This is a genomic window from Methylobacterium segetis (assembly GCF_004348265.1).
GTDB lineage: Bacteria > Pseudomonadota > Alphaproteobacteria > Rhizobiales > Beijerinckiaceae > Methylobacterium > Methylobacterium segetis.
Genome location: NZ_SMNT01000008.1, coordinates 1 through 22889, shown reverse-complemented (window position 1 = coordinate 22889; position 22889 = coordinate 1). Strand labels below are relative to the sequence as shown.

Annotated in this window: 25 protein-coding genes and 1 tRNA gene; 20 read left to right on the top strand and 6 right to left on the bottom strand. The window is 70.3% G+C overall.

The features are described 5' to 3' along the window. Positions 1-15 precede the first annotated feature (15 nt). Positions 16-1494, top strand: a complete 1479-nt coding sequence (locus E1J50_RS03530) for a protein adenylyltransferase SelO (protein WP_132250574.1) — start codon at positions 16-18, stop codon at positions 1492-1494. Positions 1495-1542: 48 nt separating this feature from the next. On the opposite strand, the gene E1J50_RS03525 is transcribed toward E1J50_RS03530, so the two are convergent. Next, entirely contained in the window at positions 1543-2196 is a 654-nt protein-coding gene (locus E1J50_RS03525; RefSeq protein WP_132250467.1) for a response regulator, read from the bottom strand. A gap of 300 nt (positions 2197-2496) precedes the next feature. On the opposite strand from E1J50_RS03525, the gene E1J50_RS03520 reads away from it, so the two are divergent. The 9 genes from E1J50_RS03520 (at position 2497) to E1J50_RS03485 (ending at position 9279) form a co-directional block, all read left to right on the top strand. Further along, on the top strand, positions 2497-4380 hold the full coding sequence (locus E1J50_RS03520) for a PQQ-dependent methanol/ethanol family dehydrogenase (protein WP_132250465.1): 1884 nt from the start codon (positions 2497-2499) through the stop codon (positions 4378-4380). 102 nt (positions 4381-4482) lie between these two features. Next, complete coding sequence (locus E1J50_RS03515; protein WP_132250463.1) at positions 4483-5163, top strand: pentapeptide repeat-containing protein; 681 nt, start codon at positions 4483-4485, stop codon at positions 5161-5163. Then, a complete protein-coding gene (locus E1J50_RS03510) occupies positions 5160-5585 on the top strand; it encodes a hypothetical protein (protein WP_245516413.1) in 426 nt (141 codons plus the stop codon). Before E1J50_RS03515 ends, E1J50_RS03510 begins: the two co-directional genes overlap by 4 nt. Positions 5586-5619: 34 nt before the next feature. Further along, positions 5620-6045, top strand: a complete 426-nt coding sequence (gene pedF / locus E1J50_RS03505; protein ID WP_132250461.1) for a cytochrome c-550 PedF — start codon at positions 5620-5622, stop codon at positions 6043-6045. 7 nt (positions 6046-6052) lie between these two features. Next, a complete protein-coding gene (locus E1J50_RS27105) occupies positions 6053-6346 on the top strand; it encodes a hypothetical protein (RefSeq protein WP_165937765.1) in 294 nt (97 codons plus the stop codon). After that, a complete protein-coding gene (locus E1J50_RS03500; RefSeq protein WP_165937764.1) occupies positions 6343-6903 on the top strand; it encodes a cytochrome b in 561 nt (186 codons plus the stop codon). The genes E1J50_RS27105 and E1J50_RS03500 overlap by 4 nt, the downstream gene beginning before the upstream one ends. Beyond that, on the top strand, positions 6900-7520 hold the full coding sequence (locus tag E1J50_RS03495) for a rhodanese-like domain-containing protein (protein ID WP_245516412.1): 621 nt from the start codon (positions 6900-6902) through the stop codon (positions 7518-7520). Before E1J50_RS03500 ends, E1J50_RS03495 begins: the two co-directional genes overlap by 4 nt. Before the next feature lie 11 nt (positions 7521-7531). After that, complete coding sequence (locus E1J50_RS03490; protein ID WP_132250457.1) at positions 7532-8302, top strand: quinoprotein dehydrogenase-associated SoxYZ-like carrier; 771 nt, start codon at positions 7532-7534, stop codon at positions 8300-8302. Continuing rightward, entirely contained in the window at positions 8302-9279 is a 978-nt protein-coding gene (locus E1J50_RS03485; RefSeq protein ID WP_132250455.1) for a quinoprotein relay system zinc metallohydrolase 1, read from the top strand. Before E1J50_RS03490 ends, E1J50_RS03485 begins: the two co-directional genes overlap by 1 nt. 18 nt (positions 9280-9297) lie before the next feature. On the opposite strand, the gene E1J50_RS03480 is transcribed toward E1J50_RS03485, so the two are convergent. After that, on the bottom strand, positions 9298-9762 hold the full coding sequence (locus E1J50_RS03480; protein ID WP_132250453.1) for an NUDIX hydrolase: 465 nt from the start codon (positions 9760-9762) through the stop codon (positions 9298-9300). Between the two features lie 170 nt (positions 9763-9932). Here E1J50_RS03480 and E1J50_RS03475 point away from each other — a divergent pair, with 170 nt between their 5' ends. Further along, positions 9933-10406 (top strand): CYTH domain-containing protein, encoded by a 474-nt coding sequence (locus tag E1J50_RS03475; protein ID WP_132250451.1) that lies wholly within the window; start codon positions 9933-9935, stop codon positions 10404-10406. A 46-nt stretch (positions 10407-10452) separates the two neighbouring features. Here E1J50_RS03475 and E1J50_RS03470 read toward each other — a convergent pair whose 3' ends face one another. Both E1J50_RS03470 and E1J50_RS03465 read right to left on the bottom strand, forming a co-directional pair. Next, positions 10453-12942: a PAS domain-containing protein gene (locus E1J50_RS03470; protein ID WP_132250449.1), complete on the bottom strand. Its 2490-nt coding sequence runs from the start codon at positions 12940-12942 to the stop codon at positions 10453-10455. 10 nt (positions 12943-12952) lie between these two features. Beyond that, positions 12953-13873, bottom strand: a complete 921-nt coding sequence (locus tag E1J50_RS03465) for an NAD(P)H-dependent oxidoreductase (RefSeq protein WP_132250447.1) — start codon at positions 13871-13873, stop codon at positions 12953-12955. Positions 13874-14254: 381 nt separating this feature from the next. On the opposite strand from E1J50_RS03465, the gene E1J50_RS03460 reads away from it, so the two are divergent. Next, positions 14255-14518: a hypothetical protein gene (locus E1J50_RS03460; protein WP_132250445.1), complete on the top strand. Its 264-nt coding sequence runs from the start codon at positions 14255-14257 to the stop codon at positions 14516-14518. Positions 14519-14522: 4 nt separating this feature from the next. On the opposite strand, the gene E1J50_RS03455 is transcribed toward E1J50_RS03460, so the two are convergent. Then, complete coding sequence (locus tag E1J50_RS03455; RefSeq protein WP_132250443.1) at positions 14523-15023, bottom strand: CAP domain-containing protein; 501 nt, start codon at positions 15021-15023, stop codon at positions 14523-14525. Between the two features lie 350 nt (positions 15024-15373). Between E1J50_RS03455 and E1J50_RS03450 the strand changes: the two genes are divergently transcribed. Further along, a complete protein-coding gene (locus E1J50_RS03450; protein WP_132250441.1) occupies positions 15374-16357 on the top strand; it encodes a catalase family peroxidase in 984 nt (327 codons plus the stop codon). 231 nt (positions 16358-16588) lie between these two features. Here the strand turns inward: E1J50_RS03450 and E1J50_RS03445 are convergent. Continuing rightward, a tRNA-Asp gene (locus E1J50_RS03445) sits at positions 16589-16665 on the bottom strand. Positions 16666-17007: 342 nt separating this feature from the next. On the opposite strand from E1J50_RS03445, the gene E1J50_RS03440 reads away from it, so the two are divergent. The 7 genes from E1J50_RS03440 to E1J50_RS03410 all read left to right on the top strand — a co-directional run. Further along, positions 17008-17373, top strand: coding sequence for an NADH-quinone oxidoreductase subunit A (locus E1J50_RS03440; protein WP_109890497.1), 366 nt, complete (start codon positions 17008-17010; stop codon positions 17371-17373). A 46-nt stretch (positions 17374-17419) separates the two neighbouring features. Continuing rightward, on the top strand, positions 17420-18007 hold the full coding sequence (locus tag E1J50_RS03435) for a NuoB/complex I 20 kDa subunit family protein (protein WP_132250438.1): 588 nt from the start codon (positions 17420-17422) through the stop codon (positions 18005-18007). Positions 18008-18019: 12 nt separating this feature from the next. Then, entirely contained in the window at positions 18020-18667 is a 648-nt protein-coding gene (locus E1J50_RS03430; protein WP_132250436.1) for an NADH-quinone oxidoreductase subunit C, read from the top strand. Positions 18668-18677: 10 nt separating this feature from the next. Next, on the top strand, positions 18678-19868 hold the full coding sequence (locus tag E1J50_RS03425; RefSeq protein ID WP_132250434.1) for an NADH-quinone oxidoreductase subunit D: 1191 nt from the start codon (positions 18678-18680) through the stop codon (positions 19866-19868). A 14-nt stretch (positions 19869-19882) separates the two neighbouring features. Next, complete coding sequence (nuoE, locus tag E1J50_RS03420; protein ID WP_132250432.1) at positions 19883-21229, top strand: NADH-quinone oxidoreductase subunit NuoE; 1347 nt, start codon at positions 19883-19885, stop codon at positions 21227-21229. Between the two features lie 17 nt (positions 21230-21246). Next, on the top strand, positions 21247-22548 hold the full coding sequence (nuoF, locus tag E1J50_RS03415; protein WP_132250430.1) for an NADH-quinone oxidoreductase subunit NuoF: 1302 nt from the start codon (positions 21247-21249) through the stop codon (positions 22546-22548). Between the two features lie 40 nt (positions 22549-22588). Then, positions 22589-22889: 2Fe-2S iron-sulfur cluster-binding protein (locus E1J50_RS03410; protein ID WP_132250428.1), on the top strand; the 301-nt coding region annotated here is incomplete at its 3' end.

Below are 22889 nucleotides of genomic sequence, written 5' to 3'. Positions count from 1 at the left end.
GACCCGTACGTGCCGATGCAGCCGCCGTTTCCCTTCGACAACAGCTATGCCCGCCTGCCCGCCCGCTTCTTCGCGCGGCTCCCTCCGACGCCAGTCTCAGGGCCGAGTCTGATCCGCGTGAACGGGCCGCTCGCCCGCGACCTCGCCCTCGATCCCGCTTGGCTTGCGAGCGGGGAGGGCGTCGCCGTGCTGGCCGGCAACCGCGTCCCCGAGGGGGCGGAGCCGATCGCGACGGCCTATGCGGGGCACCAGTTCGGGCATTTCGTGCCGCAGCTCGGCGACGGGCGCGCCCTCCTGCTCGGCGAGGTCGTCGGCCGGGACGGAGCGCGGCGCGACATCCAGCTCAAGGGCGCGGGCCCGACGCCCTTCTCCCGCGCCGGCGACGGGCGGGCTGCCCTCGGGCCGGTTCTGCGCGAGTATCTCGTCAGCGAGGCGATGGCGGCCCTGGGGATCCCGACGACCCGGGCGCTCGCCGCCGTCGCGACGGGCGAGCGCGTCATCCGGGAGACCGTGCTGCCCGGTGCGGTGCTCACCCGGGTCGCGGCGAGCCATATCCGGGTCGGCACGTTCCAGTTCTTCGCGGCTCGTGGCGACACCGAGGGCCTGCGCGCCCTCGCCGACCACGTCATCACCCGGCACGACCCGGAGGCGGGTGCGGCGGAGGCGCCCTACCGCACCCTCCTCGACGGCGTGATCGCGCGCCAAGCGGACCTCGTCGCGCGCTGGCTGCTCGTCGGCTTCGTGCATGGGGTGATGAACACGGACAACATGTCGGTCGCGGGCGAGACGATCGATTACGGCCCCTGCGCCTTCCTGGACACCTACGATCCGAAGACCGCCTTCAGCTCGATCGACCGCCACGGGCGCTACGCCTACGGAAACCAGCCGCGGATCGCCCTGTGGAACCTGACGCGCCTCGCCGAAGCCCTTCTGCCGCTCCTGGCCGACGACGAGGCGGCGGCGGTCGCCGAGGCGGAGGCCGCGCTCGGCGGCTTCGCGCCCCGCTTCGAGGCCGCCTACCACGAGGGCCTCAACCGCAAGCTCGGCCTAGCGACCCAGCGCGAGGGCGATTCGGATCTCGCGAGCGATCTCCTGGCGCTGATGGCCGAGAATCAGGCGGATTTCACGCTGACGTTCCGGCGCCTCTGCGAGGCCGCGGCCGACCCGGGCGCGGACGAGCCCGTCCGCAGCCTCTTCGTCGATCCGACGGCCTTCGACGGCTGGGCCCTCCGGTGGCGCGAGCGGCTGGCCCCCGAGGCGCGGGATCCGTCCGCGACCGCGGCCGCGATGCGGGCCGCGAACCCGGCCTTCATTCCGCGCAACCACCGGGTGGAGGAGATGATCGAGGCGGCGGTCGAGCGGAGCGACTTCGCTCCGTTCGAGAACCTTCTGCGGGTCCTCTCGCGGCCCTACGACGACCAGCCGGCCGAGGCGCGCTACGCCGAGGCGCCGGAGGGCGGCGGGGCCGGATACCGGACCTTCTGCGGAACCTGAGCGGGGCGCAGCGAGGCCCGGGAACGTCCTGGACCGACCGTGTGGATCCTAGCCACGGTGCGAGACGCCCCGGTCGAAATCGAGGGAGGCGGCGCACAGGGCGACCTGCGTGCGATTGCGGACGCCGAGCTTGCGCATGATCTCGGAGACGTGGGCCTTCACCATCGAATCGCCGATGCCGAGTTCGAAGGCGATCTGCTTGTTGATCAGCCCGCGCCGGATCAGGGTCAGCACGTTCATCTGGGCCGGCGTCAGCGAGGCGATCCTCCGCGCGGCGGGGTCGGGGCTCTCGTCGGCCGCGAGCGGCCGCCCCTCGATCGCGGAGGGCACGAAGATGTCGCCGCTCATCACGCGCTCGACGGCCTGCAGGTAGGTCGCCCGCCCCGACGATTTCGGCACGAAGCCCGCCGCGCCGAGCTGCAGGGCTTCCCGGATGATGCGGGGCTCGTCGAGCGCCGAGCAGACCAGGATCGGCACCCGCGGGAAGCGCCCGCGCAGGCCGATCAGGCCCTCGAAGCCGGCGACGCCCTTCATCGAGAGGTCGAGCACGATCAGGTCCATGCCGGGCCGCGCCGCGAGGATCGTCTGCGCCGTCTCGATCGATTCCGCCTCCTCGATCCGGGCTGCGGGAATCCCGAGCCTCACCATGCTGCGCAGGGCTTCACGGACCAGGGGGTGGTCGTCGACGAGGATGATGTGCACGGCAAGCTCCCGGATTCCTGCTGCACCGGCTCGGGACTTGATCGATGGAAGTAAAGCGCGTCAAGACGCGCGGATCAAATATAAATCTTATGATAAAATCCCGAGATCGATTGCCGGTTGTGGCAATATAAGCGCGTAAAATACCCTTATAATAAGAAATTAATATGCGACATATACGAAAGTTAGGATGCCGGGCCGCGTTTTTCCTTCCATAACAAGTTGAGAGGTCGTTCGGTCAGGAGGCCGGAGCACCTCGAACAAGACGGCCCGCGGGCAAGCGGGACCGCTAGGGAGAGACGCATGGCTTATCCGACCGCGAGGACCTCGCCGCGCAGGCTGCTGCTGGCGACCGCATCGTCCCTGATCGCCACCACGCTGGCCCTGTCCGGCCCCTCCCAGGCCAAGGATGCCAAGGAGGCCAAGCCGGTCACGTGGGAGGACATCCTCAACGACCAGCAGAGCAACGACAACGTCCTGATGTACGGCATGGGCATTAAGGCCCAGCGCTACTCGAACCTCGAGAAGATCAACGTCAACAACGTCGGCCAGCTGCGGCCGAAATGGTCGTTCTCCTTCGGCGACGAGAAGCAGCGCGGCCAGGAGGGCCAGGCCCTGGTCCATGACGGGATCGTCTACATCACCGCGTCCTACTCGCGCATCTTCGCGCTCGACATGAAGACCGGCAAGAAGCTCTGGTCCTACGCCCACCGCCTGCCCGACGACATCCGCCCCTGCTGCGACGTGGTGAGCCGCGGCGCGGCGATCTACGGCGACAAGATCTTCTTCGGCACCCTCGATGCCTCGATGGTCGCGCTCGACGCCAAGACCGGCAAGGTGGTCTGGAACAAGAAGTTCGACGATCACGGCGCCGGCTACGCCTATACGGGCGCGCCGAACATCATCAAGGACAAGACCACCGGCAAGGTGCTCCTCATCCACGGCAACTCGGGCGACGAATTCGGCGCGCTGGGCAAGCTCTACGCCCGCGATCCGGAAACGGGCGAGGAGATCTGGATGCGGCCGATGGTGGAGGGCCATATGGGGCGCCTTAACGGCAAGGATTCGACGCCCACCGGCGACGCCAAGGCCCCGTCCTGGCCCGACAAGGACGGCAAGAAGGTCGAAGCCTGGAACCACGGCGGCGGCGCCCCCTGGCAGACCGGCGTCTACGACGAGAAGACCAACACCTTCGTCATCGGCACCGGCAACCCCGCGCCCTGGAACCACCATTACCGCTCGCCCGGCGACAGCCTGTTCACCTCGGGCCAAGTCTACATCGACCCCTCGAACGGCGAGCCGGTGGGCTTCTTCCAGCACACGCCGAACGACGCCTGGGACTATTCGGGCAACAACGAGATCATCCTCTTCGACCTCGAGAAGGACGGCAAGAAGATCCGCGCCGGCGCGCACGCCGACCGGAACGGCTTCTTCATCCTGACCGACACCGACAAGCTCACCGCCCGCGACGGCAAGATCAACAAGCCCGAGGCGCTGATCGCCGCCTATCCCTTCGTGAAGGACATCACCTGGGCCAAGGGCTACGACCTCAAGACCGGCCGGCCGATCGAGGTCGAGGGCCAGCGCCCGCCCGCGCCGGAGGCCGGCCAGGCGAAGGGCAAGTCCATCGTCGTGACGCCGAACTTCCTCGGCGGCAAGAACTGGAGCCCGATGTCCTACAGCCAGCAGACCGGGCTGTTCTACATCCCATCGAACGACTGGACCGAGGATTACTGGACCGAGAACGTCACCTACAAGGCGGGCTCGGCCTATCTCGGCCAGGGCTTCCGGATCCACCGCAAGTTCGACACCCATGTCGGCGCGCTGCGGGCCCTCGACCCGAAGACCGGCAAGATCGTCTGGGAGCACCTGGAGAACATGCCGCTCTGGGGCGGCAGCATGACGACGAAGGGCGGCCTCGTCTTCCAGGGCACGTCGGACGGCTTCGTGAAGGCCTTCGACGCCAAGACCGGCAAGGAGCTCTGGGCCTTCCAGACCGGCTCGGGCGTGGTCTCCGTTCCCATGACCTGGGAGGACGGCGGCAAGCAGTACATCGGCATCGCCTCGGGCTACGGCGGCGCGGTCCCGCTCTGGGGCGGCGACATGGCCGACCAGACGAAGCTCGTCTCGCAGGGCGGCTCGTTCTGGGTGTTCGAGCTGCCGACCACCACGGCCTCGGCCGAGTGACGATGCGGGCCTGAAGGCCCCGCGACCCCGGGTCCCGGAAGCCCGCTTCCGGGACCCGATCCTCCCGTTCCTCCTCTCGCGGACATGTCCGGAGCCGAACCGATGACGCTGCCCGTCCCGCGCTCGCTCGTCCTCGCGGGCCTCTGCCTGGCGGCCCTGGCCCCAGGAGCTGCCGCGCAGACGGCGGTCCAGAACCGCGACGAGCGGCCGGATCCGTGGGTGGTCAACGGCTGCACGGTCGGCCCGCGGGCGGTGTGCCCGGGGGCGGATCTCCGCCACGCCGACCTGAGGAACGCCGATCTCGGCGGCGCCGACCTGACCGGCGCCAACCTCGCCCGCGCCGACCTGCGCGGCTCGAACCTGCGGGGCGCCAAGCTCGACGGCGCCAACCTCTCCGGCGCGAAGCTGCAGATCGCCTTCATGCAGGGCCTGAAGGCGCGCAGGGCCTCCTTCGTCGGCGCGAATCTCGACCATGCCCGCGCCTCGGGCGCCGATTTCAGCGGCGCGGATTTCACGGTCGCGGATCTGGAGATGGTCCAGGCCAAGCGCGCGCAGTTCGTCGGCGCGACCTTCGTGAACACCGACCTGCAGGAGGCGAAGTTCTACGAGGCCAACCTCGCCAACGCGGTGATGGAGGGCGTGAAGATCCGCTTCGCGATCTTCCAGGATGCCTGGATGAAGGATTGCCGCGGCTGCCCCGACCATTGGCAGCACGGCAAGCCTGTCTGGGAGACCTATCCGGAAGCCTCCGCCCCGGCACCCGACCCGCAGGCGGACCCGTGAGGGGCTCCGCGATGCTGGCGCTCGCGACACTCGGCTTCGGCGCGGTGCCCGCGCCGGCCCTCGACCCAGGCGCGGAACCGGGCCTGCGCGCGGCCTTCGCCCGGTGCCGCGCCGTCGAGGAGGAGCAGGAGCGGCTGCGCTGCTACGACCGCCTCGCCGCCCGTCTCGCGCCGCCCCGGTTCCAGGGCCGCCTGACCCAGCAGACGGACTCCTTCGCGATCACCGCCCCGACCGTGCTGCGCTACGAGAGCGATGGCCCGATCTTCGTCATGTACCTCAAGGACGCGCAGGGCGGCGTCGTCCAGAACCTGCACATCGGCGGCGGCGGCAGCGCCACCTACCTCATCGACACGCCCGGCACCTACTCGCTGCAGATCAGCGGCTCCGAATCCTGGCGCGTCTGGCTCCTCCCGCAGCGCTGAACCCCGCCTGCGGCGACCGAACATCGAGGCTCCCATGATCCCCCAAGCCCTGCGGGCGCTCGCCCTCGGACTGCCCCTCGTGCTGGCGGCGCCGGGCCTCGCCCGCGCCCACGGCGATGCGGCACCCCAGCCCATCGACACGACCGGTCTGCCGCCCCTCGGCGACGATGTCCGCACCGCGAACCCCTACGCGGGCAACGCGCTCGCCGTGCAGATCGGCGCCGGCGGCTACAATCAGAACTGCGCGCGCTGCCACGGGCTCGACGCGAAATCGGGCGGCATGGCGCCCGACCTGCGCGAGGTCGAATCCGGCGAGGCGGGCGACGGCTGGTTCATCACCCGCGTGCTCCACGGCGCCAAGAAGGACGACCGCTACCGCATGCCTCCCTTCGAGGGGATCCTCAGCCAGGAGGCGATCTGGGCGATCCGGACCTATGTCGAGGCCCAGCCGAAGAACTGAGCGGCCGGTGCGCCCGATCCTCGCCTCGCTCCTCCTCCTCGCCGCCGCCGCGATCCCGGCCCGCGCGGAGGTCAAGGAGTACCAGATCCGGCGGATGCTCATGCTCAGGACGGAGTGTCAGGTCAGCGGGCTCGACAGCGAGCAGAGGGGAACGGTGAGCCGGTTCCGGGCGGAATGCGAGAACCTCAGCCATTATCCGGACGGCGTCGAGATCCTGTGTCCCGACACCGAGGACGAGCGCGACTGCCGCATCGCCACGGCGAAGCGCGACTTCCCTCATCTGCGGGCCCTGCAGCGGTGACCGCGCGGACGGATATCCCGCTTCCCGCTCCCCTGAGCCTGCCGACGCGCCTGCTCCACTGGGGCGTCGCCCTCGGCATCCTCGTCATGCTGGCCTACGGGCTCGCCCTGCAATGGGTGCCCTCGGGACCGGCGAGAACCGCGTCCGTGCAGGTCCACAAGTCGCTCGGCCTCCTCGTGCTCGCTCTCGCCGCGGCGCGCCTCCTCTGGCGCTGGCGCGAGGGCTTCCCGCCTCCGGGGCCGGCGCGGGGCGCCTGGGAGCGGCGCGCCGCGCGCGGGGTCCACGCCGCGCTGATTGCGGCGAGCCTGCTGATGCCGCTCTCCGGCATCGTCCGCTCCCTCGCCTATGCCCGGCCGGTCGCCCTGTTCGGCCTGCCGGTCATCCCGCAGATCTTCGCCGAGAAGCAGGAGCGCCTCTACGCACTCGCCGCCGGCCTGCACGACGGGCTGGCCTGGGTGCTCGCCGGCCTCGTCGCCCTCCACGGCGCGGCCGCGCTCAAGCACCATTGCCTCGACCGTGACGGGACGCTGCGGCGCATGCTGGGCCTCGGGCGATGAGGGCGGACCGCCGGATCAGCCTCGCGGCCGGGATGCTGGCGGCCGCGCTGCTGGCCGCCGCGCCGAGCCGGGCGCAGGGCAGCGAGCCCGACATCGACGCCGCCACGGGCTACCGGGTCCGGAACTACCGGGCCCCGGTCAACCTGCCGGTCCGCGGCGGCACCCGCGTCGGCCTCGCGGAGGTGGACCGTCTGCGCGGCGAGGGCGCGGCGATGATCGACGTGATGCCCCAGCGCGGCGGCTACGATCCCGAGACCGGCGCCTGGCGGATCGTCGACCGCCGGGACACAATCCCGGGCGCCGTCTGGCTGCCCGAGACCGGGCGGGGGACGATCGAGCCGCGGCTCTCGGCCTATCTGGCGGCCTGGCTCTCGCGGCTGAGCGGCGGCGATCCCGGGCGCCCGCTCGTGTTCTTCTGCAGGGCCGATTGCTGGATGTCCTGGAACGCCGTGCGGCGGGCGGCCGATCTCGGCTACCGCCGCGTCTACTGGTTCGCGGAGGGCACGGACGGCTGGAGCGAGGCCGAGAGGCCGCTGGAGCGTGCCAGCCCGCCCCCGGTCCCGCTCGCCGCCGACAGGCCGGGCGAGCGCCCCGCCGAACCCTCCGATGGACCTTGAGGCGCGCCCGCATGCCCGCATCCCCCCTCGCTCCGAACGCCAGCACCATCCGTGACCCCCTCGACTCGCCGCTCTGGCCCTCGCTGGCCGAGCGCCATCTCGGCGGCCGCCCGGCCCTGTTCGACGATCGCGTCGCGGTCATGCTGCCCCCCGTCACCGAGGATCAGACCCAGGTGCCCGTCACCGTCGACGCCCGCCCGCTCGGCGCCGTCGACGAACTCCTCGTCATCGCCGACCTCAACCCGTTCCCGCTGACCCTGAGGCTCCGGCCCGGCGCGGCCCAGCCCTTTGTCGGCCTGCGCATGAAGATCGAGCAGGGCACGCCGATCCGCGCCGCCGCCCGCTGCGGGGATCTCTGGCACGTCGGCGGGCGCTACCTCGATGCCGCGGGCGGCGGCTGCTCGGTGCCGCCGGTGATCGAGAAGACGGTCGACTGGAAGAACCTCGGGGCCCTGCGCGCCCGGGCGTGGCGCGAGGAGGAGGGCGTGCGCCTGCGCCTGCGCATGACCCACCCCCTGGACAACGGCATGATCGCGAACGTGCCGCTGTTCATCGTCGAGACCCTGCGGGTCTCGGACGCGTCGGGGCGCCTCCTCGCCGAGGTGAGCCTGTCCGAGGCGGTGGCCGACAACCCGACCCTGACGCTGATCCTCGACCGGACCGGGAGCGACGCGCTGATCCTCGCCGCGCGCAACAGCGCGGGCAGCGACTTCCGGGCCCGCCTGCCGATTCCCGCCCCCGGTCCCGCCGCACGGGCCGGGAGCCAGCCGGAGAGCCCGTGATGCGAGCCGCCGACCTCCTCCCGGCCGGGGCGACCCGGCGGCGCTGCCTCGCGCTCGGGCTCGGCGCCGCCGCGGCGATCCTGCCGGCCGCGAGCCGCGCCGCGCCCCGGCGCTACGCCCTCGAGCCCGTTCCCGTGGCGGAGGGCGCCTGGACGATCTACGGCGCCGCGGAGCCGATCACGGCGCAGAACGGCGGGGCGATCGCCAATGTCTCGATCCTCGACACGCGCGAGGGCGCCGTGCTGATCGATGCCGGCCCCTCGCACCGCTACGGCGAGGCGCTCGAAGCGCTGGCGCGCAGCCTCACGGGCAAGCCCGTGGCCCACGTCTTCCTCACACATCTCCACGCCGACCACAGCCTCGGCGCATCCGCCTTCGCGCCCGAGACCGTCTGGGCGGGGGCGGGGCTCCGGTCGGATCTGAAGCGCTTCGGCAACGACCTCGCCAGCGGCATGTACCGCGTCGCGGGCGACTGGATGCGCGGCACCGGCGTGCCCGCTCCCGCCCGGGAGGCCCGCGAGGGCGTCGAGGAGGTCGGCGAGCGCCGCTTCCGCCTCCTGCGCCTCGCGGGCCACACGGCCGAGGACCTCTGCCTGTTCGAGGAACGGTCCGGGCTGCTGTTTGCCGGCGACCTCGTCTTCCTCGACCGCGCGCCGACGACGCCCGACGCCGACCTGCCGCGCTGGCGAGCCGCGCTCGACACGCTCGCCGGGATCGGCCACGGCCGCCTCGTCCCGGGTCACGGGCCCACCGAGGCCGGGCGGCGCGGCATCGACCAGACGCTCGCCTGGCTCGACATGATCGACGGGCGGATCGCGTCGGGCTTCGAGCAGGGCCTCGACGTGACCGAGACGATGGCCCTGCCGCTGCCGGGCTGGACGGAGGGCGTCGCGGTCGCGCGCTACGAGTACGCCCGCTCGGTGATGCACCTGCTGCCGCGGATCGAGGGCGAGCGCCTGCCGCTGCTCGACGCCTGACGGATCCGCGGTCCGGCCTCAGCCCCTGCCCACGCTCGTGCCGAAGCTCAGCAGAAGCTCCTGCAGATCGGTCTCGTTGACGAGGCCGGCCGCCTCGGCCGGCGCGTACCAGCGCCGCCGCCGCTGCTTCTTCTCCGGCCAGCGCCTCCGCTCGTCGGACACCTGCAACGGGTAGACCGTGACCGCGCAAGCCACCGTGCTGCCGTCGCCGAGCCTCTTGTCGTAGCGGTACTGGCCGACCGCCTTCTTGGCGATCTGCCCCTTCAGGCCCGCCTCCTCGTACGCCTCGCGCTCCGCCGCCCGATGGTCCTTGCGGCCCGCCATCGGCCAGCCCTTCGGGATCACCCAGCGCTTCGTCTCCCGCGACGTGACCAGGAGAATCTCGGGCTTGCCCTTCGCCGCGAGCCGGAACGGCAGGGCGGCAACCTGGGAGCGCGGGGAGCGGCGCTTCTTCTTCAGTTCGGCCTCCTCGGCGGTGCGCATCGTGTTTCGGCATCCCTCGACTGCAACCAATGGCGATGCATTCACCTTGGTTAGGAGGCCGAAGGCTCCCCGTCTCGGCACGAGGTGTGGACAACGCGCGGCGCGCCCTGGAGTGCCCGCGTCGTCCGGTGCGTAACGAAGACCGTCCCGCAACAGCGTCTGGCTCCCGGATGGCCCTTGAGATCGAGCGCAGGTTCCTCGCCACCCCGGCCGTGCTGGAGCATTGCCGGTTCGGGCTGAACATCCTTCAGGGATATCTCCACACGGATTCCGAGAACACCGTCCGCGTGCGCCGGGCGGGGGGCCGGACGTTCTTCACGTGGAAGGGCCGGCGGCGCGGTGCCAGCCGCGAGGAGGTGGAGCAGGAGGTCCCGACCGAGACCGGCGAGGCGATGTTTCTCGGGCTCAGACCCGATGCCTGCCTGAGCAAGGTCCGCTACCGGATCGAGCATGCCGGTCTGGGGTGGGACGTCGACGTGTTCGAGGGCTCCCTGGCGGGCCTGATCCTGGCCGAGGTCGAACTGACCTACGAAGCCCAGCCCGTGATCCTGCCGCCCTGGGTCGCCCGCGAGGTCACGCTCGACGAGCGCTACCGGAATTCGCGCCTCGCACGGGCCCGTCTGCCGATCGAGCGCGCGGCCTGAACCCGCAGCGACCGGACACCCGCGAGCCTGCCATCCTCGGCCGCGATCACGGGGTCCGGGCGATCAGGTCCTTGATGCGGGAGGCGAGCGCCTCCATCACGAAGGGCTTGGTCAGCACCGCCATGCCGGGCTCGAGATGGCCGTTGCCCACGACGGCGTTCTCCGCGTAGCCCGTGATGAACAGGACCTTCAGATCGGGCCGGCTGACGCGGCCGGCATCGGCCATCTGCCGCCCGTTCATGCCGCCGGGCAGGCCGACATCGGTGACCAGCAGATCGATGCGCACGTCCGATTGCAGGACCCTCAGGCCGGCGACGGCATCGGCGGCCTCGATGGCCGTGTAGCCGAGATCCTCCAGCACCTCCGTGACCAGCATCCTCACGGTCGGCTCGTCGTCGACGATCAGCACCGTCTCGCCCTGCTCGGCGCGGGGCGCGCCGGCAAGGTCCGGCACGGCGTCCGCCCCTTCCGCCTCGCCGTAATGGCGCGGCAGGTAGAGGCACATGGTCGTGCCCTCGCCGACCTCCGAGTAGATGCGCACCTGCCCGCCGGACTGGCGGGCGAACCCGTAGATCATGCTCAGCCCGAGCCCCGTGCCGGCGCCGATCGGCTTCGTGGTGAAGAACGGGTCGAAGGCGCGGGCGATCACGTCGGGCGTCATGCCGGTGCCGGTGTCGGTCACGCAGAGCGACAGATATTGCCCGGGAGCGAGGTCGCGCTCGCGCGCGGCCCGTTCGTCGAGCCACTTGTTGGCGGTCTCGATGGTGATGCGTCCGCCCTCCGGCATGGCGTCGCGGGCGGTGATGCAGAGGTTGAGGAGGGCGTTCTCCAGTTGGTTCGGGTCGACCAGGGCCGGCCAGAGCCCGGCGGCCCCCACCACCTCGATGGCGACGGCCGGCCCGACGGTGCGCCGGATCAGCTCCTCCCTGCCGCCCACGAGGGCGTTCACGTCGGTGGGCTTCGGGTCGAGGGTCTGGCGGCGGGAGAAGGCGAGCAGCCGGTGGGTCAGCGCGGCGGCCCGCCGCGACGCGCCCTGGGCGGCGTTGATGTAGCGGTCGATGTCCGTCAGCCTTCCCTGGCTGATCCGGGTCTGCATCAGCTCCAGCGAGCCGGAGATGCCGGCCAGCAGATTGTTGAAATCGTGCGCCAGCCCGCCGGTGAGCTGGCCCACCGCCTCCATCTTCTGGGCTTGGCGCAGGGCCGCCTCGGTTCGGGCGAGCTGCTCCTCGTTGCGGAGGCGCTCGGTCACGTCCTGGGCGTACTGGAAGGCGCCGATCTGCCGCCCCTCGGTGTCCCGCAGGGTCGTGAACCGCAATTCGTAGCAGGTCCGGCGCCGATCCTGATTGCCGAAGGCCTCGACGAGGGTGAATTCCTCTCCCGAAAGTGCGCGGCTCCAGGTACGCCGAGCGGCGGCCTGATGCTCCGGCCAGGGAGCCAGCAAGGCGAGCAGGTCGTCGCCGATATGCGGCCGCACGCCGTAGATGCTCTCGAACTCGACGGCGTAGGCGCGGTTCACGGCGAGCACCCGGAACTCGTGGTCGAGCGCTCCGACGAGGGCGTCGGTGGTCTCGAACACGTCGGCCCAGAGCTTGCGCTGGCGCAGCGCCTCGTCGACCCGCCGCTCGAGCGTCTCGGTCAGCGCGCGCAGGGCCCGCTGGGTCTGGAAGCGCTCGGTCTCGTCGCGGGCGATCTTGATGAAGCCGCGCTGCCGCCCCTGGGCATCCGGAGGCAGGGGATGGGTCGAGCCGTTCATGAAGACGCGCTGACCCGCCTTCGTCAGGTGCCAGCGCTCGTCGTTGGCGTATCCCCTGGCCGCGGCGGTCGCGAGCTCGCGCCGGTCGGCCCCGTCGGCCCGGTCCTCGGGCGTGAAGATGATGGATCCCGCCCGGCCCACGGCCTCGTCCGCCCTCCAGCCGAGGATCGCCTCCGCTCCCGCCGACCAGCTCGTGATGGTGCCGCCCGGATCCGTGGTGAAGATCGCGTGGTCCTTGGCGCTCTCGATCACGAGGCGCAGCTGCTCCTCGCTCTCGCGCCGAGCCTTGTCGCCGAGCACGCGCGCCGTGGTCTCGTTCGTGACGATGAACAGGCCCGCCACCGCGCCCTGGGCGTCGAGCACGCGCGAGTAGGAGAAGCTCCACCACGTGTCGGCCGCGCCGCGATCCGTGCCGAGCTTCCACGGCAGATCCTCGAAGCGCCGGCTCCGCCCGGCAAACGCATCGAGGATGATCGGCTCGGCCTGGTCCCAGGCCTCGGCCCAGACCACGTCAAACCGTTCTCCCGTAGCCCAGGCGGCGCGCGGGCCGAGAAGCGGAATGTAGGTGTCGTTGAAGAAGTGCAGCTCCGGCCCCCAGGCGAGGATCATGCTCTCGGGCGAGTTGAGCACAAGGCTCAGCGCCACCTTCAGCTCGCCGGACCAGCACTCCGGGCTGCCGAGCGGATGATCCGACCAGTCGCGTGCGCGGATCAGGCGCGCGGCCTCGCCGCCCCCGTCCAGGAAGGAGGGCGGGGTGCTGCCATCGGCGGAGTTGGTCACCATGAGGGGCCGGCTACTCGGTGGTCGGCTGTGCTCCGCGCTCAGCCTCGGTGGTGCCGGGCACAGGCCCCTTGCCCGCGACGTGAGCGACGAAGGCCTCCACCCACGCGTCGAAGCAGGCCATGGCCCCGGCTTCCTGTACCATATCGTCTGCCTGGTCGTCCGCATACGGGCGGCCCAGCCCCATCGAGGCGTGGCGCCACAGCCGATCGGGCACCTCGATGCCGCTGTAGCGGCACTGCCAGACGAGGCCCTGGTAGGCGTTCCGCTCGTCGCCCCGATAGGGCTCCTGATCCGGGTCGAACCAGGCCTTGTGCCGCAGGACGCGCGGGCGGCGGTCGTCGTCGAGCTCGTTTCCGCCTTCGTTGCCGTAGCAGAAGAACGCAGCGGTGCGGCCTTCGAGGTGGTTCTTCGTCAACTCCTTCCAGAGCGGCGAGGTCTCCAGCGCCTGCGCCTTCAGGGTGCTCTTCTTGTCGATGAGATCGGGGCGGGGGTTGCCCCCGCTCATGCAGACGAGGCGGTCGAACATCGCCTTCAGGTTGGTGCTCGGCCCGTACCACCAGACGGGGCCGATGATCGCCCACGCATCGGCCCGCGCGAGGCGCTGGTAGAGCTTCTCGGTCCACATCAGGTCGGGCTGGTGGTCGCTGTCCGGTCCGTAGCAGTTGCAGGGCCACACGCAGAGCGCCATCGAGGTGCCGACGCAGCCGTTGCAACCCTGGATTTTCGGCTTGCCGTGCTCGTTGCCGATGTCGACATGGTCGATCTGCCAGCCGGCAGGAAGGCGGCCGAGCATCCGGTGCATGAGCGCGCGCGCCTTCCCGTCGAGCCCCGGGCAGCCATCGAGCCTCCGGGCCGATCCGGCGATCAGCAGCACCTGCAGCGGCCGCTCCTCCAGCGGAAGAACCTCGGCCTCAGCGTTCAGGATATCCAACGGAACAGTATTCCCGTCTCGAGCGACAGTGGAGAGCGAACGCTCGGAGGGAAGTTCAACAGGCCTTCATCTGGAATGTTCCTCGCGCCGATCGAGGCAGCACGCTGCCGGAGGCGAGGAGGACGATCGAAGCGCGCGCCGGTGCGATGGTGGGCCGAGCCACAGGCTCGGCTGCGGCTTCCTGCGGCCGCGCTCATGCCGGGCGTTCCGCCCCTCGCTCCGACGCGGGGCGTCTCGACCAAGACGATCACCGGCGCGGGAGGGCAGGGAGGGCACTACGCAGTTTCCGCGCATCCCGGGGCAGAGGGGCGCGCCCTATTCATAAAACCTCCGATTGAATCAGCCGGACCGGTACGCGCGGTCTCGGAGCGGGCGGTCCGTGTGAACGACAACGACTCGATCGAGGCGCTGATAGCGCGCAACCGGCGGCTGGAGCAGGTCATCGCGCTGCTGACGGAGCACGTCGCCCCGCGTTCGGCGCGGCCTCCAGTCCTGACGATGCGCGTGCTTCGGGCGCTGGAGGCGGCTGCGCTCAGCGAGGGGGATCCGGCCTCCACCCGCGCGACGCTTCGGCGCGCCGCCGCGGCGCTGGCGGGCGAGGGTCGCACGGCCCGGTCCGGCGCCTCGCCGTCCCGACCCGCCTGACGGATCAGCCGCCCATCACGAGCGCCCAGTAGCGGCGATACCGGGTCGTCGGCGCGTCGGCGCGGGCGACGCCGACGCGCTTGATCTGCGGGATCAGCATGTTGCGATTGTGCTCGGGCGAAGCCTTCCAGCGCGCGAAGACCTCGTCGAACGTCTCGGAACCGGCGGACAGGTTCTCCGCGGCGTGGGCGCGTCCGAGGCCGGCCTGGGACATGCGCGAGGTGAAGGTACCGCCGAGATCGTGGCTGAGGCGGCCGGCCCGCGCATTCGCGGAGGCCTGATAGGAGGCCGCCGTCACGAGGCCCGCATCGACGGTGACGGGGCCGAGCCCGTGCTGGGCCCGGTAGCGGGAGATCGCGGCAGCCGCCGCCTGCTCGTCGAGGATCACGAGGCTCGTCGGTGCGTCCGCCCCGGGCAGGATCGCGGGTGAGCCGCAGCCGGCGAGCGACAGGAGGACGGCGGCGACGATCGCCGTGCGGGAGCGGACGGGAGAGGGGAGGGGCATCGGCTCGGCGGAGGCTCGTGTGAAGCTGCGCTCCGCCTTTCGGGCCCGATGCGGCGAAAGCTGGGCATGCGGGCCGCCCGCAGCCCTCGGCGTCCCACCTGTTGCCGGGGAAGCACGGCGGCCGGCCTGCCCGGGAGCGCCGACCGTCGCTTCGAGCGCGCAGCCTCGGGAAACCTCTCGCGCAGGTGAAAGGGCCGCGCGCCGTCCCCGGGCGGAGCCGCTCCACATTTTCTGTCCCCAAGAGGCTTGCGTGAAAGATCGCGCGCAATCTAAAATCGTTTTACGATTCGGCTGCGCCGTGCGTCCGGCTCGAAGCGGGCCGGTTTCGAGGCCAATTCGGGGTGTCTTCCATGCTGCGGTCCCTCCTTCTCGGCGCGACGCTCCTCGTCGGGTGCTCCCTGGCCGGGGAGGCTCCGGCGGAGGAGGCGGATCCCGGTGCGATCGTGAACGCCCTGGTGGCGGCTGGCGGCAACCAGCCCACGGTGCGGGCGAGCGGGGCCAAGGGTGTCTGCGTCAAGGGCAGCTTCACGCCGGCCGCCGAGGCACAGACCCTCTCGAAGGCGCCGCACTTCGCCAGGACGGTCCCGGTGACGGCGCGGTTCTCGATGGGCGGCAGCAACCCCAAAGTGTCCGACAAGGCCAAGCCGGTCACCCGCGGGTTCGCTATGCGCCTCGCCGATCCGTCCGGCGATCTCGTGTTCGTGATCATCTCGGCGCCCGTCTTCTCGACGAGAACGCCGCAGCAGCTCCTCGACTTCGCGACGGTGCGCGCGCCCGGACCCGATGGGAAGCCGGACGCGGAGAAGATCAAGGCCTTCGGGGCCGCCAATCCGGAGACGACGCGGCAGGCGGCCTGGCTCAACGCCCGGCCCGTTCCCGCGAGCTTCGCGGGCGTCGATTACTGGGGCGTGCATGCCTACACGCTGACCAACGCGAAGGGCGACGCGACGGTCGCGAAGCTGAAATGGGTCGCAGCGGCCGGCCAGCTCGGCCTGAGCGAGGACGAGCTCAAGGCGAAGCCCGACAGCTTCTACGCCGACGAGTTGAAGGAGCGCCTGTCGAAGGGGCCGGCGAGCTTCGACCTCGTCGCGGTGCTGGCGGAGTCGAACGACCCGACCAATGACCCGACCGCGATGTGGCCCGAGGAGAGCCGGAAGTCGGTGAAGCTCGGGACCGTGGCGATCACCGCGCTGGAGCCGGATGCGACCTGCGATGCGGCGACCTTCGATCCGGTCGCGGATCTGCCCGACGGCATCGCCGGGCCGGCGAACGATCCGATGTTCGCGATCCGCTCTCCGGCCTACGCGATCTCCCTGTCCCGCCGGACGAATTGAGGGCGGCGGGCGATCGATCGGGCGTGACGGAGACGGACCGTCCGCCATGGGACGGAGACCCCGCGCGGGTGCTCGCTGCTCCGCATCGGCCCTGATCCGGCCGATTCGGGCATGGCCCTGAATCCGGACGTCGTTCCGCACCGCCCGTGCGGGCGGCGTGTCCGGCAGCGCACGCGAATTCACCTGCCCTGAGGCAGGAAGCGTGCTGGCGATGAAGGGATTTGAGAGACGTGGCGCGGGCGACGGGGCTCGAACCCGCGACCTCCGGCGTGACAGGCCGGCACTCTAACCAACTGAGCTACGCCCGCGTGGCGTGGCCGCCTCAAGCGGCGACGGCCGGGGTTTAGGTGCGCGGCCGGGGGCTGTCAAGCAGCCGTCATCAGAATCGCGGGACGGCCGCGGGAGGCGGAGGATCCGGCGGCCGAAAGCCGTCGCCCGAGCTGCGCGGCCCCTGCGCCGATCTGCCGTCTCGCGCCGCGTTTCCTGGTATACCATCTCTCGGAAGCAGGGCGTTGTGCGACGCGCAACGCTCTTGTTTCACCCGGACCGCTCGTCTAAGCCTCGCGCCGTGCGCTCTCTGGCATTGGAGGAATTCCACATGCCGGCATGAGGGGCGCCCCGCGGTCCCACACGAGCACGAGAGGCCTCGCATGACCGGCCTGTTGGCGGATTATCTTCCGCTCATCGTTTTCATCGGCGTGTCGCTGTTCATCGCGGTGGCGCTGCTCGTGGCGCCATTCCTCGTGGCCTACAACAGCCCGGACCCGGAAAAGCTCTCGGCCTACGAGTGCGGCTTCAACGCCTTCGACGACGCGCGCATGAAGTTCGACGTGCGCTTCTACCTCGTGGCCATCCTGTTCATCATCTTCGACCTCGAGGTGGCCTTCCTGTTCCCGTGGGCCATCACCTTCGGGGAACTCGGCTGGTACGGGTTCTGGTCGATGATGGTCTTCCTCGGTGTGCTGACGGTCGGCTTCGTCTACGAGTGGCGCAAGGGCGCCCTCGAGTGGGACTGAGACCGACCGCAGACCGCACCCGAGCCGCATCCCTTCCGAGGCATTCATGGCCCTCACCACCGACTTCTCCCGCGCTCCCACGATCGCGCCGCAGCCGAAGGGCATCATCGACCCCGCCACGGGCCGGCCGATCGGCGCGAACGATCCGACCTTCCTGTCGATCAACAGCGAGCTCGCCGACCGCGGCTTCCTCGTCACCTCGGCGGACGAGCTGATCAACTGGGCCCGCACCGGCTCTCTAATGTGGATGACCTTCGGGCTCGCCTGCTGCGCCGTCGAGATGATGCAGATGTCGATGCCGCGCTACGATTGCGAGCGCTTCGGCTTCGCGCCCCGCGGCTCGCCGCGCCAGTCCGACGTGATGATCGTGGCCGGCACCCTGACCAACAAGATGGCGCCCGCGCTCCGCAAGGTCTACGACCAGATGCCGGAGCCCCGCTACGTCATCTCGATGGGCTCCTGCGCCAATGGTGGCGGCTACTATCACTATTCCTACTCGGTGGTCCGCGGCTGCGACCGCGTCGTGCCGGTCGACATCTACGTGCCCGGCTGTCCCCCGACCGCGGAGGCGCTCCTCTACGGCGTCCTGCTGCTGCAGCGGAAGATCCGCCGCACCGGCACGATCGAGCGCTGAGGCACGGGCGCGATGACGAACGGAATCTCGATCCTTCCCCACACCCAGCCGGAGAGCGGTGCAGCCGCGCTCCAGGCGCTGAGCGACCGCGTCGCGGCCGCTCTCGGCCCCGCGATCGTCGAGCGTCGCATCGCCTTCGGCGAACTGACCCTGATCGTGCAGGCGAGCGACATCGTCTACGCGCTGACCTATCTGCGCGACGACCCGGCCTGCGCCTTCCGCTGCTTCATCGACATCTGCGGCGCCGATTACCCGGCCCGCGAGAAGCGCTTCGACGTCGTCTATCACCTGCTCTCGCTCCGGCATAACAGCCGCATCCGCGTGAAGGTTCAGACCGACGAGACGACGCCGGTCCCCTCCGTCATCGAGGTCTTCCCGGCCGCCAACTGGTACGAGCGCGAAACCTACGACCTCTACGGCATCCTGTTCTCGGGCCACCCGGACCTGCGCCGCCTGCTGACCGATTACGGCTTCGAAGGGCACCCCTTGCGCAAGGACTTCCCGCTGACCGGCTTCGTCGAGGTCCGCTACGATCAGGACGAGGCGCGCGTCGTCTACGAGCCCGTCAAGCTCACCCAGGAATTCCGCAACTTCGACTTCCTGTCGCCGTGGGAGGGCACGGACTACGTGCTTCCGGGCGACGAGAAGAAGTCGGTCTGAGGAGATCCGGATGACCGAGCACAACATCCGCAACTTCGCGATCAACTTCGGGCCGCAGCACCCGGCCGCGCACGGGGTGCTGCGCCTCGTGCTGGAACTCGACGGCGAGATCGTCGAGCGCGTCGACCCGCATATCGGGCTCCTCCACCGGGGCACCGAGAAGCTGATCGAGTACAAGACCTACCTGCAGGCGACGCCCTATTTCGACCGGCTCGACTACGTCGCGCCGATGAACCAGGAGCACGCCTTCTGCCTCGCCATCGAGAAGCTCCTCGGTCTTGAGGTGCCGCGGCGGGCGAAGCTCATCCGGACGCTGTTCTGCGAGATCGGGCGGCTTCTCTCCCACCTCCTCAACGTCACGACGCAGGCGATGGACGTCGGCGCGCTGACGCCCCCGCTCTGGGGTTTCGAGGAGCGCGAGAAGCTGATGATCTTCTACGAGCGGGCCTCCGGCGCCCGGCTCCACGCCAATTACTTCCGGCCGGGCGGCGTGCACCAGGATCTGCCGCCGAAGCTCATCGACGACATCGAGGCCTTCTGCGAGACCTTCCCGCAGGTCGTGGACGACCTCGACAACCTCGTCATGGCGAACCGCATCTTCAAGCAGCGCAACGTCGACATCGGCATCGTGTCGGTCGACGAGGCGATGGAATGGGGCTTCTCCGGCGTGATGGTGCGCGGCTCCGGCATCCCGTGGGACCTGCGCAAGTCGCAGCCCTACGAGGCCTACGAGGAGATGGAGTTCGACATCCCCGTGGGGAAGAACGGCGACACCTACGATCGCCAGGTGATCCGCATGGAGGAGATGCGCGAATCCGTGCGCATCATGAAGCAGTGCATCGCCAAGCTGCGCGAGCCGGCGGGCCAGGGCCCGATCGCGGCGCTCGACGGCAAGGTGGCGCCGCCGCCGCGGCGCGAGATGAAGCGCTCGATGGAGGCGCTCATCCACCACTTCAAGCTCTACACGGAAGGCTTCCACGTGCCCGAGGGCGAGGTCTACGCGGCTGTCGAGGCGCCGAAGGGCGAGTTCGGCGTCTACCTGGTCTCGGACGGCACCAACAAGCCCTACCGCTGCAAGATCCGCGCGCCGGGCTTCGCCCACTTGCAGGCGATGGACTGGATGTGCCGCGGCCACATGCTGGCCGACGTCTCCTGCGTGCTCGGCACGCTCGACATCGTGTTCGGCGAAGTGGACCGCTGAAGGCTTCTTGAGACATGGCAAACCGCAGACTCGCCCCCGCTGCCGAGCAGCCCGAGAGCTTCGCGTTCACCCCTGACAACGCCGAGTGGGCGCAGGGGCAGATCGCGAAGTACCCGGAGGGCCGGCAGGCCTCCGCCGTGATCCCGCTCCTCTGGAAGGCGCAGGAGCAGAACGGCGGCTGGCTGCCCCGAGCCGCGATCGAGGCGGTCGCGGACCAGCTCGGCATGCCGCATATCCGCGTGCTCGAGGTCGCGACCTTCTACACGATGTTCGCGCTGGAGCCGGTGGGCCGCTACTGGATCCAGGTCTGCGGCACGGTGCCGTGCGATTCCTGCGGCTCGCGCGAGTTGAAGGCGATGCTGCACGAGCGCCTCGGCCCCCCCGGCCACGTGAGCCCGGACGGCACCTTCTCCTGGCTCGAGGTCGAGTGCCTCGGCGCGTGCTGCAACGCGCCGATGGCGCAGATCAACCACGATTACTTCGAGGACCTGACGCCGGAATCCCTCGGCAGGCTGATGGACGACCTCGCGGCCGGACGCCCCGTGAAGGTCGGCTCGCAGACCGGCCGCACCTCGTCCGAGCCGCAGGGCGCGGTGAACACGCTGCAGGACCCGAGCCTCTTCGACGGATCCCGCATCGGCGCGTGGCGCAAGCGCTTCGAGAACGGCGGCGAGGGTGAGGCGGCCAACGACGAGGCCGCGTCGAGCGAGCAGCGCGCCGCCAGCGACCCGAAGCCGGCCCGGCCCGATGCCGGCCGCGCCGTCGAGCGCCCCGTCACCGACGCGCCGGCCCAGCGTGTCGCCGAGGGCGAGACGCCCGTGAAGCCCGAGGACCGGGCCGATGCGGCCGACGGCGGCCGATCGACGGCCCAGCACGGCGAGGCGCGCCCGACGGTCCGCGCCGAGCCCTCCGAACGCGTCGCGGCGGATGAGCCCGCGGCGGCCGAGGCCGGCGCGCAATCAGCCCTGAAGCGGGACGAGCCCCCGCCCCAGCCCGCCGCTTCCGGCGCGAGCGAGGGCGAGATCGCGGCCGAGGCGGAGGAGAGCCGCATTGAGGCCAAGCTCGCCGAACTGCCGAAGGACGCGAGCCCCGAGCAGAAGGCGGACGCCGTCGGCACGCGGCCCACGGGCCTCGACGCTGCGCGGGCCGGCCAGCCCGACGCGTTGACGCGCATCAAGGGGATCGGCCCGGGCAACGAGCGCCGCCTCCACGCGCTCGGCATCTACCATTTCGACCAGATCGCCGCCTGGACCCGGGACGAAATCGCCTGGGTCGGCACCTACCTCGCCTTCCCCGGTCGGATCGACCGCGAGGATTGGGTGGGGCAGGCCAGGGCGCTGACCAAGTCGCTGAGCCGCTAGGGCAGGGGAACGTCGACATGCTCTCCGATCAGGATCGCATCTTCACCAACCTCTACGGCCTGCACTCGCCGGGCCTGGAGGCTGCCAAGCAGCGCGGCGCTTGGGACGGCACCAAGTTCCTGCTGGAGATGGGCCGCGACTGGATCATCGAGGAGATGAAGACCTCGGGGCTGCGCGGCCGCGGCGGCGCCGGCTTCCCGACGGGCCTCAAATGGTCCTTCATGCCCAAGAAGTCCGACGGGCGCCCGCACTACCTCGTCGTCAACGCCGACGAGTCGGAGCCGGGCACCTGCAAGGACCGGGAGATCATGCGGCACGACCCGCATCTCCTGATCGAGGGCTGCATGCTCGCCTCCTTCGCGATGAACGCGCATGCCTGCTACGTCTACATCCGCGGCGAGTACGTCGCGGAGAAGCACGCGCTGCAGCGCGCCGTCGACGAGGCCTACGAGGCCCGGCTCGTCGGCCAGGACAACGTGCACGGCTTCCCCTTCGACATCTACGTCCACCACGGCGCGGGCGCCTACATCTGCGGCGAGGAGACGGCCCTCATCGAGAGCCTCGAGGGCAAGAAGGGCATGCCGCGCCTGAAGCCTCCGTTCCCGGCCAATATGGGCCTCTACGGCTGCCCGACGACGGTCAACAACGTCGAGTCGATCGCGGTGGCCGGCACCATCCTGCGCCGCGGCGGCGCGTGGTTCGCGGGGCTTGGCGGCAAGAACAACACCGGCACCAAGCTGTTCTGCGTCTCCGGCCACGTGAACAAGCCCTGCAACGTCGAGGAGGAGCTCGGGATCACCTTTCGCGAGCTGATCGACAAGCATTGCGGCGGCATGCGGGGCGGCTGGGACAACCTGCTCTGCTCGATCCCCGGCGGCTCCTCGGTGCCGCTGGTGCCGGCCGAGCAGATCATCGACGCCAAGATGGACTTCGACACCTTGCGCAACCTCGGCTCGGGCCTCGGCACCGCGGCGGTGATCGTCCTCGACAAGTCCACCGACATCGTCCAGGCGATCGCGCGCATCGCCTATTTCTACAAGCACGAGAGCTGCGGCCAGTGCACGCCCTGCCGCGAGGGCACGGGCTGGATGTGGCGCGTGATGCTGCGCATGGCCGAGGGCCGCGCGCAGAAGCGCGAGATCGACATGCTGTTCGACGTCACGAAGCAGATCGAGGGGCACACGATCTGCGCGCTGGGTGACGCGGCGGCCTGGCCGATCCAGGGCCTGATCCGCCACTACCGCCCCGAGATCGAGAAGCGGATCGACCGCTACAGCGCCAACCCGCATTCCGACCCCGTGCCCATGGCGGCGGAGTGAGCCCGCCCGCCGCGATGCAGTTCGAGACCGAGAAGCACGTATGACCAAGATCGTCGTCGACGGCACCGAGGTCGATGTCCCGGCCGAGTACACCCTGCTCCAGGCCTGCGAGGTCGCGGGCGCGGAGATCCCGCGCTTCTGCTTCCACGAGCGCCTGTCGATCGCCGGCAATTGCCGCATGTGCCTCGTGGAGCTGAAGGGCGCGCCGAAGCCCGTCGCCTCCTGCGCCTACGCGGTCAAGGATTGCCGGCCCGGCCCCAACGGCGAGCCGCCGGAGGTGCTGACGCGCTCCGGGCAGACCAAGAAGGCCCGCGAGGGGGTGATGGAGTTCCTCCTCATCA

Bases quoted from the DNA above. Each gene is read 5' to 3' on its own strand.
- nuoE (WP_132250432.1), top strand. From the start codon at position 19,883: ATGGCAAACCGCAGACTCGCCCCCGCTGCCGAGCAGCCCGAGAGCTTC.
- E1J50_RS03425 (WP_132250434.1), top strand. From the start codon at position 18,678: ATGACCGAGCACAACATCCGCAACTTCGCGATCAACTTCGGGCCGCAG.
- E1J50_RS03470 (WP_132250449.1), bottom strand. From the start codon at position 12,942: ATGGTGACCAACTCCGCCGATGGCAGCACCCCGCCCTCCTTCCTGGAC.
- E1J50_RS03435 (WP_132250438.1), top strand. From the start codon at position 17,420: ATGGCCCTCACCACCGACTTCTCCCGCGCTCCCACGATCGCGCCGCAG.
- E1J50_RS03440 (WP_109890497.1), top strand. From the start codon at position 17,008: ATGACCGGCCTGTTGGCGGATTATCTTCCGCTCATCGTTTTCATCGGC.
- E1J50_RS03490 (WP_132250457.1), top strand. From the start codon at position 7,532: ATGCCCGCATCCCCCCTCGCTCCGAACGCCAGCACCATCCGTGACCCC.
- E1J50_RS03455 (WP_132250443.1), bottom strand. From the start codon at position 15,023: ATGCCCCTCCCCTCTCCCGTCCGCTCCCGCACGGCGATCGTCGCCGCC.
- pedF (WP_132250461.1), top strand. From the start codon at position 5,620: ATGATCCCCCAAGCCCTGCGGGCGCTCGCCCTCGGACTGCCCCTCGTG.
- E1J50_RS03515 (WP_132250463.1), top strand. From the start codon at position 4,483: ATGACGCTGCCCGTCCCGCGCTCGCTCGTCCTCGCGGGCCTCTGCCTG.
- E1J50_RS03475 (WP_132250451.1), top strand. From the start codon at position 9,933: ATGGCCCTTGAGATCGAGCGCAGGTTCCTCGCCACCCCGGCCGTGCTG.
- E1J50_RS03495 (WP_245516412.1), top strand. From the start codon at position 6,900: ATGAGGGCGGACCGCCGGATCAGCCTCGCGGCCGGGATGCTGGCGGCC.
- E1J50_RS03485 (WP_132250455.1), top strand. From the start codon at position 8,302: ATGCGAGCCGCCGACCTCCTCCCGGCCGGGGCGACCCGGCGGCGCTGC.
- nuoF (WP_132250430.1), top strand. From the start codon at position 21,247: ATGCTCTCCGATCAGGATCGCATCTTCACCAACCTCTACGGCCTGCAC.
- E1J50_RS03430 (WP_132250436.1), top strand. From the start codon at position 18,020: ATGACGAACGGAATCTCGATCCTTCCCCACACCCAGCCGGAGAGCGGT.
- E1J50_RS03480 (WP_132250453.1), bottom strand. From the start codon at position 9,762: ATGCGCACCGCCGAGGAGGCCGAACTGAAGAAGAAGCGCCGCTCCCCG.
- E1J50_RS03450 (WP_132250441.1), top strand. From the start codon at position 15,374: ATGCTGCGGTCCCTCCTTCTCGGCGCGACGCTCCTCGTCGGGTGCTCC.
- E1J50_RS03520 (WP_132250465.1), top strand. From the start codon at position 2,497: ATGGCTTATCCGACCGCGAGGACCTCGCCGCGCAGGCTGCTGCTGGCG.
- E1J50_RS03530 (WP_132250574.1), top strand. From the start codon at position 16: ATGCAGCCGCCGTTTCCCTTCGACAACAGCTATGCCCGCCTGCCCGCC.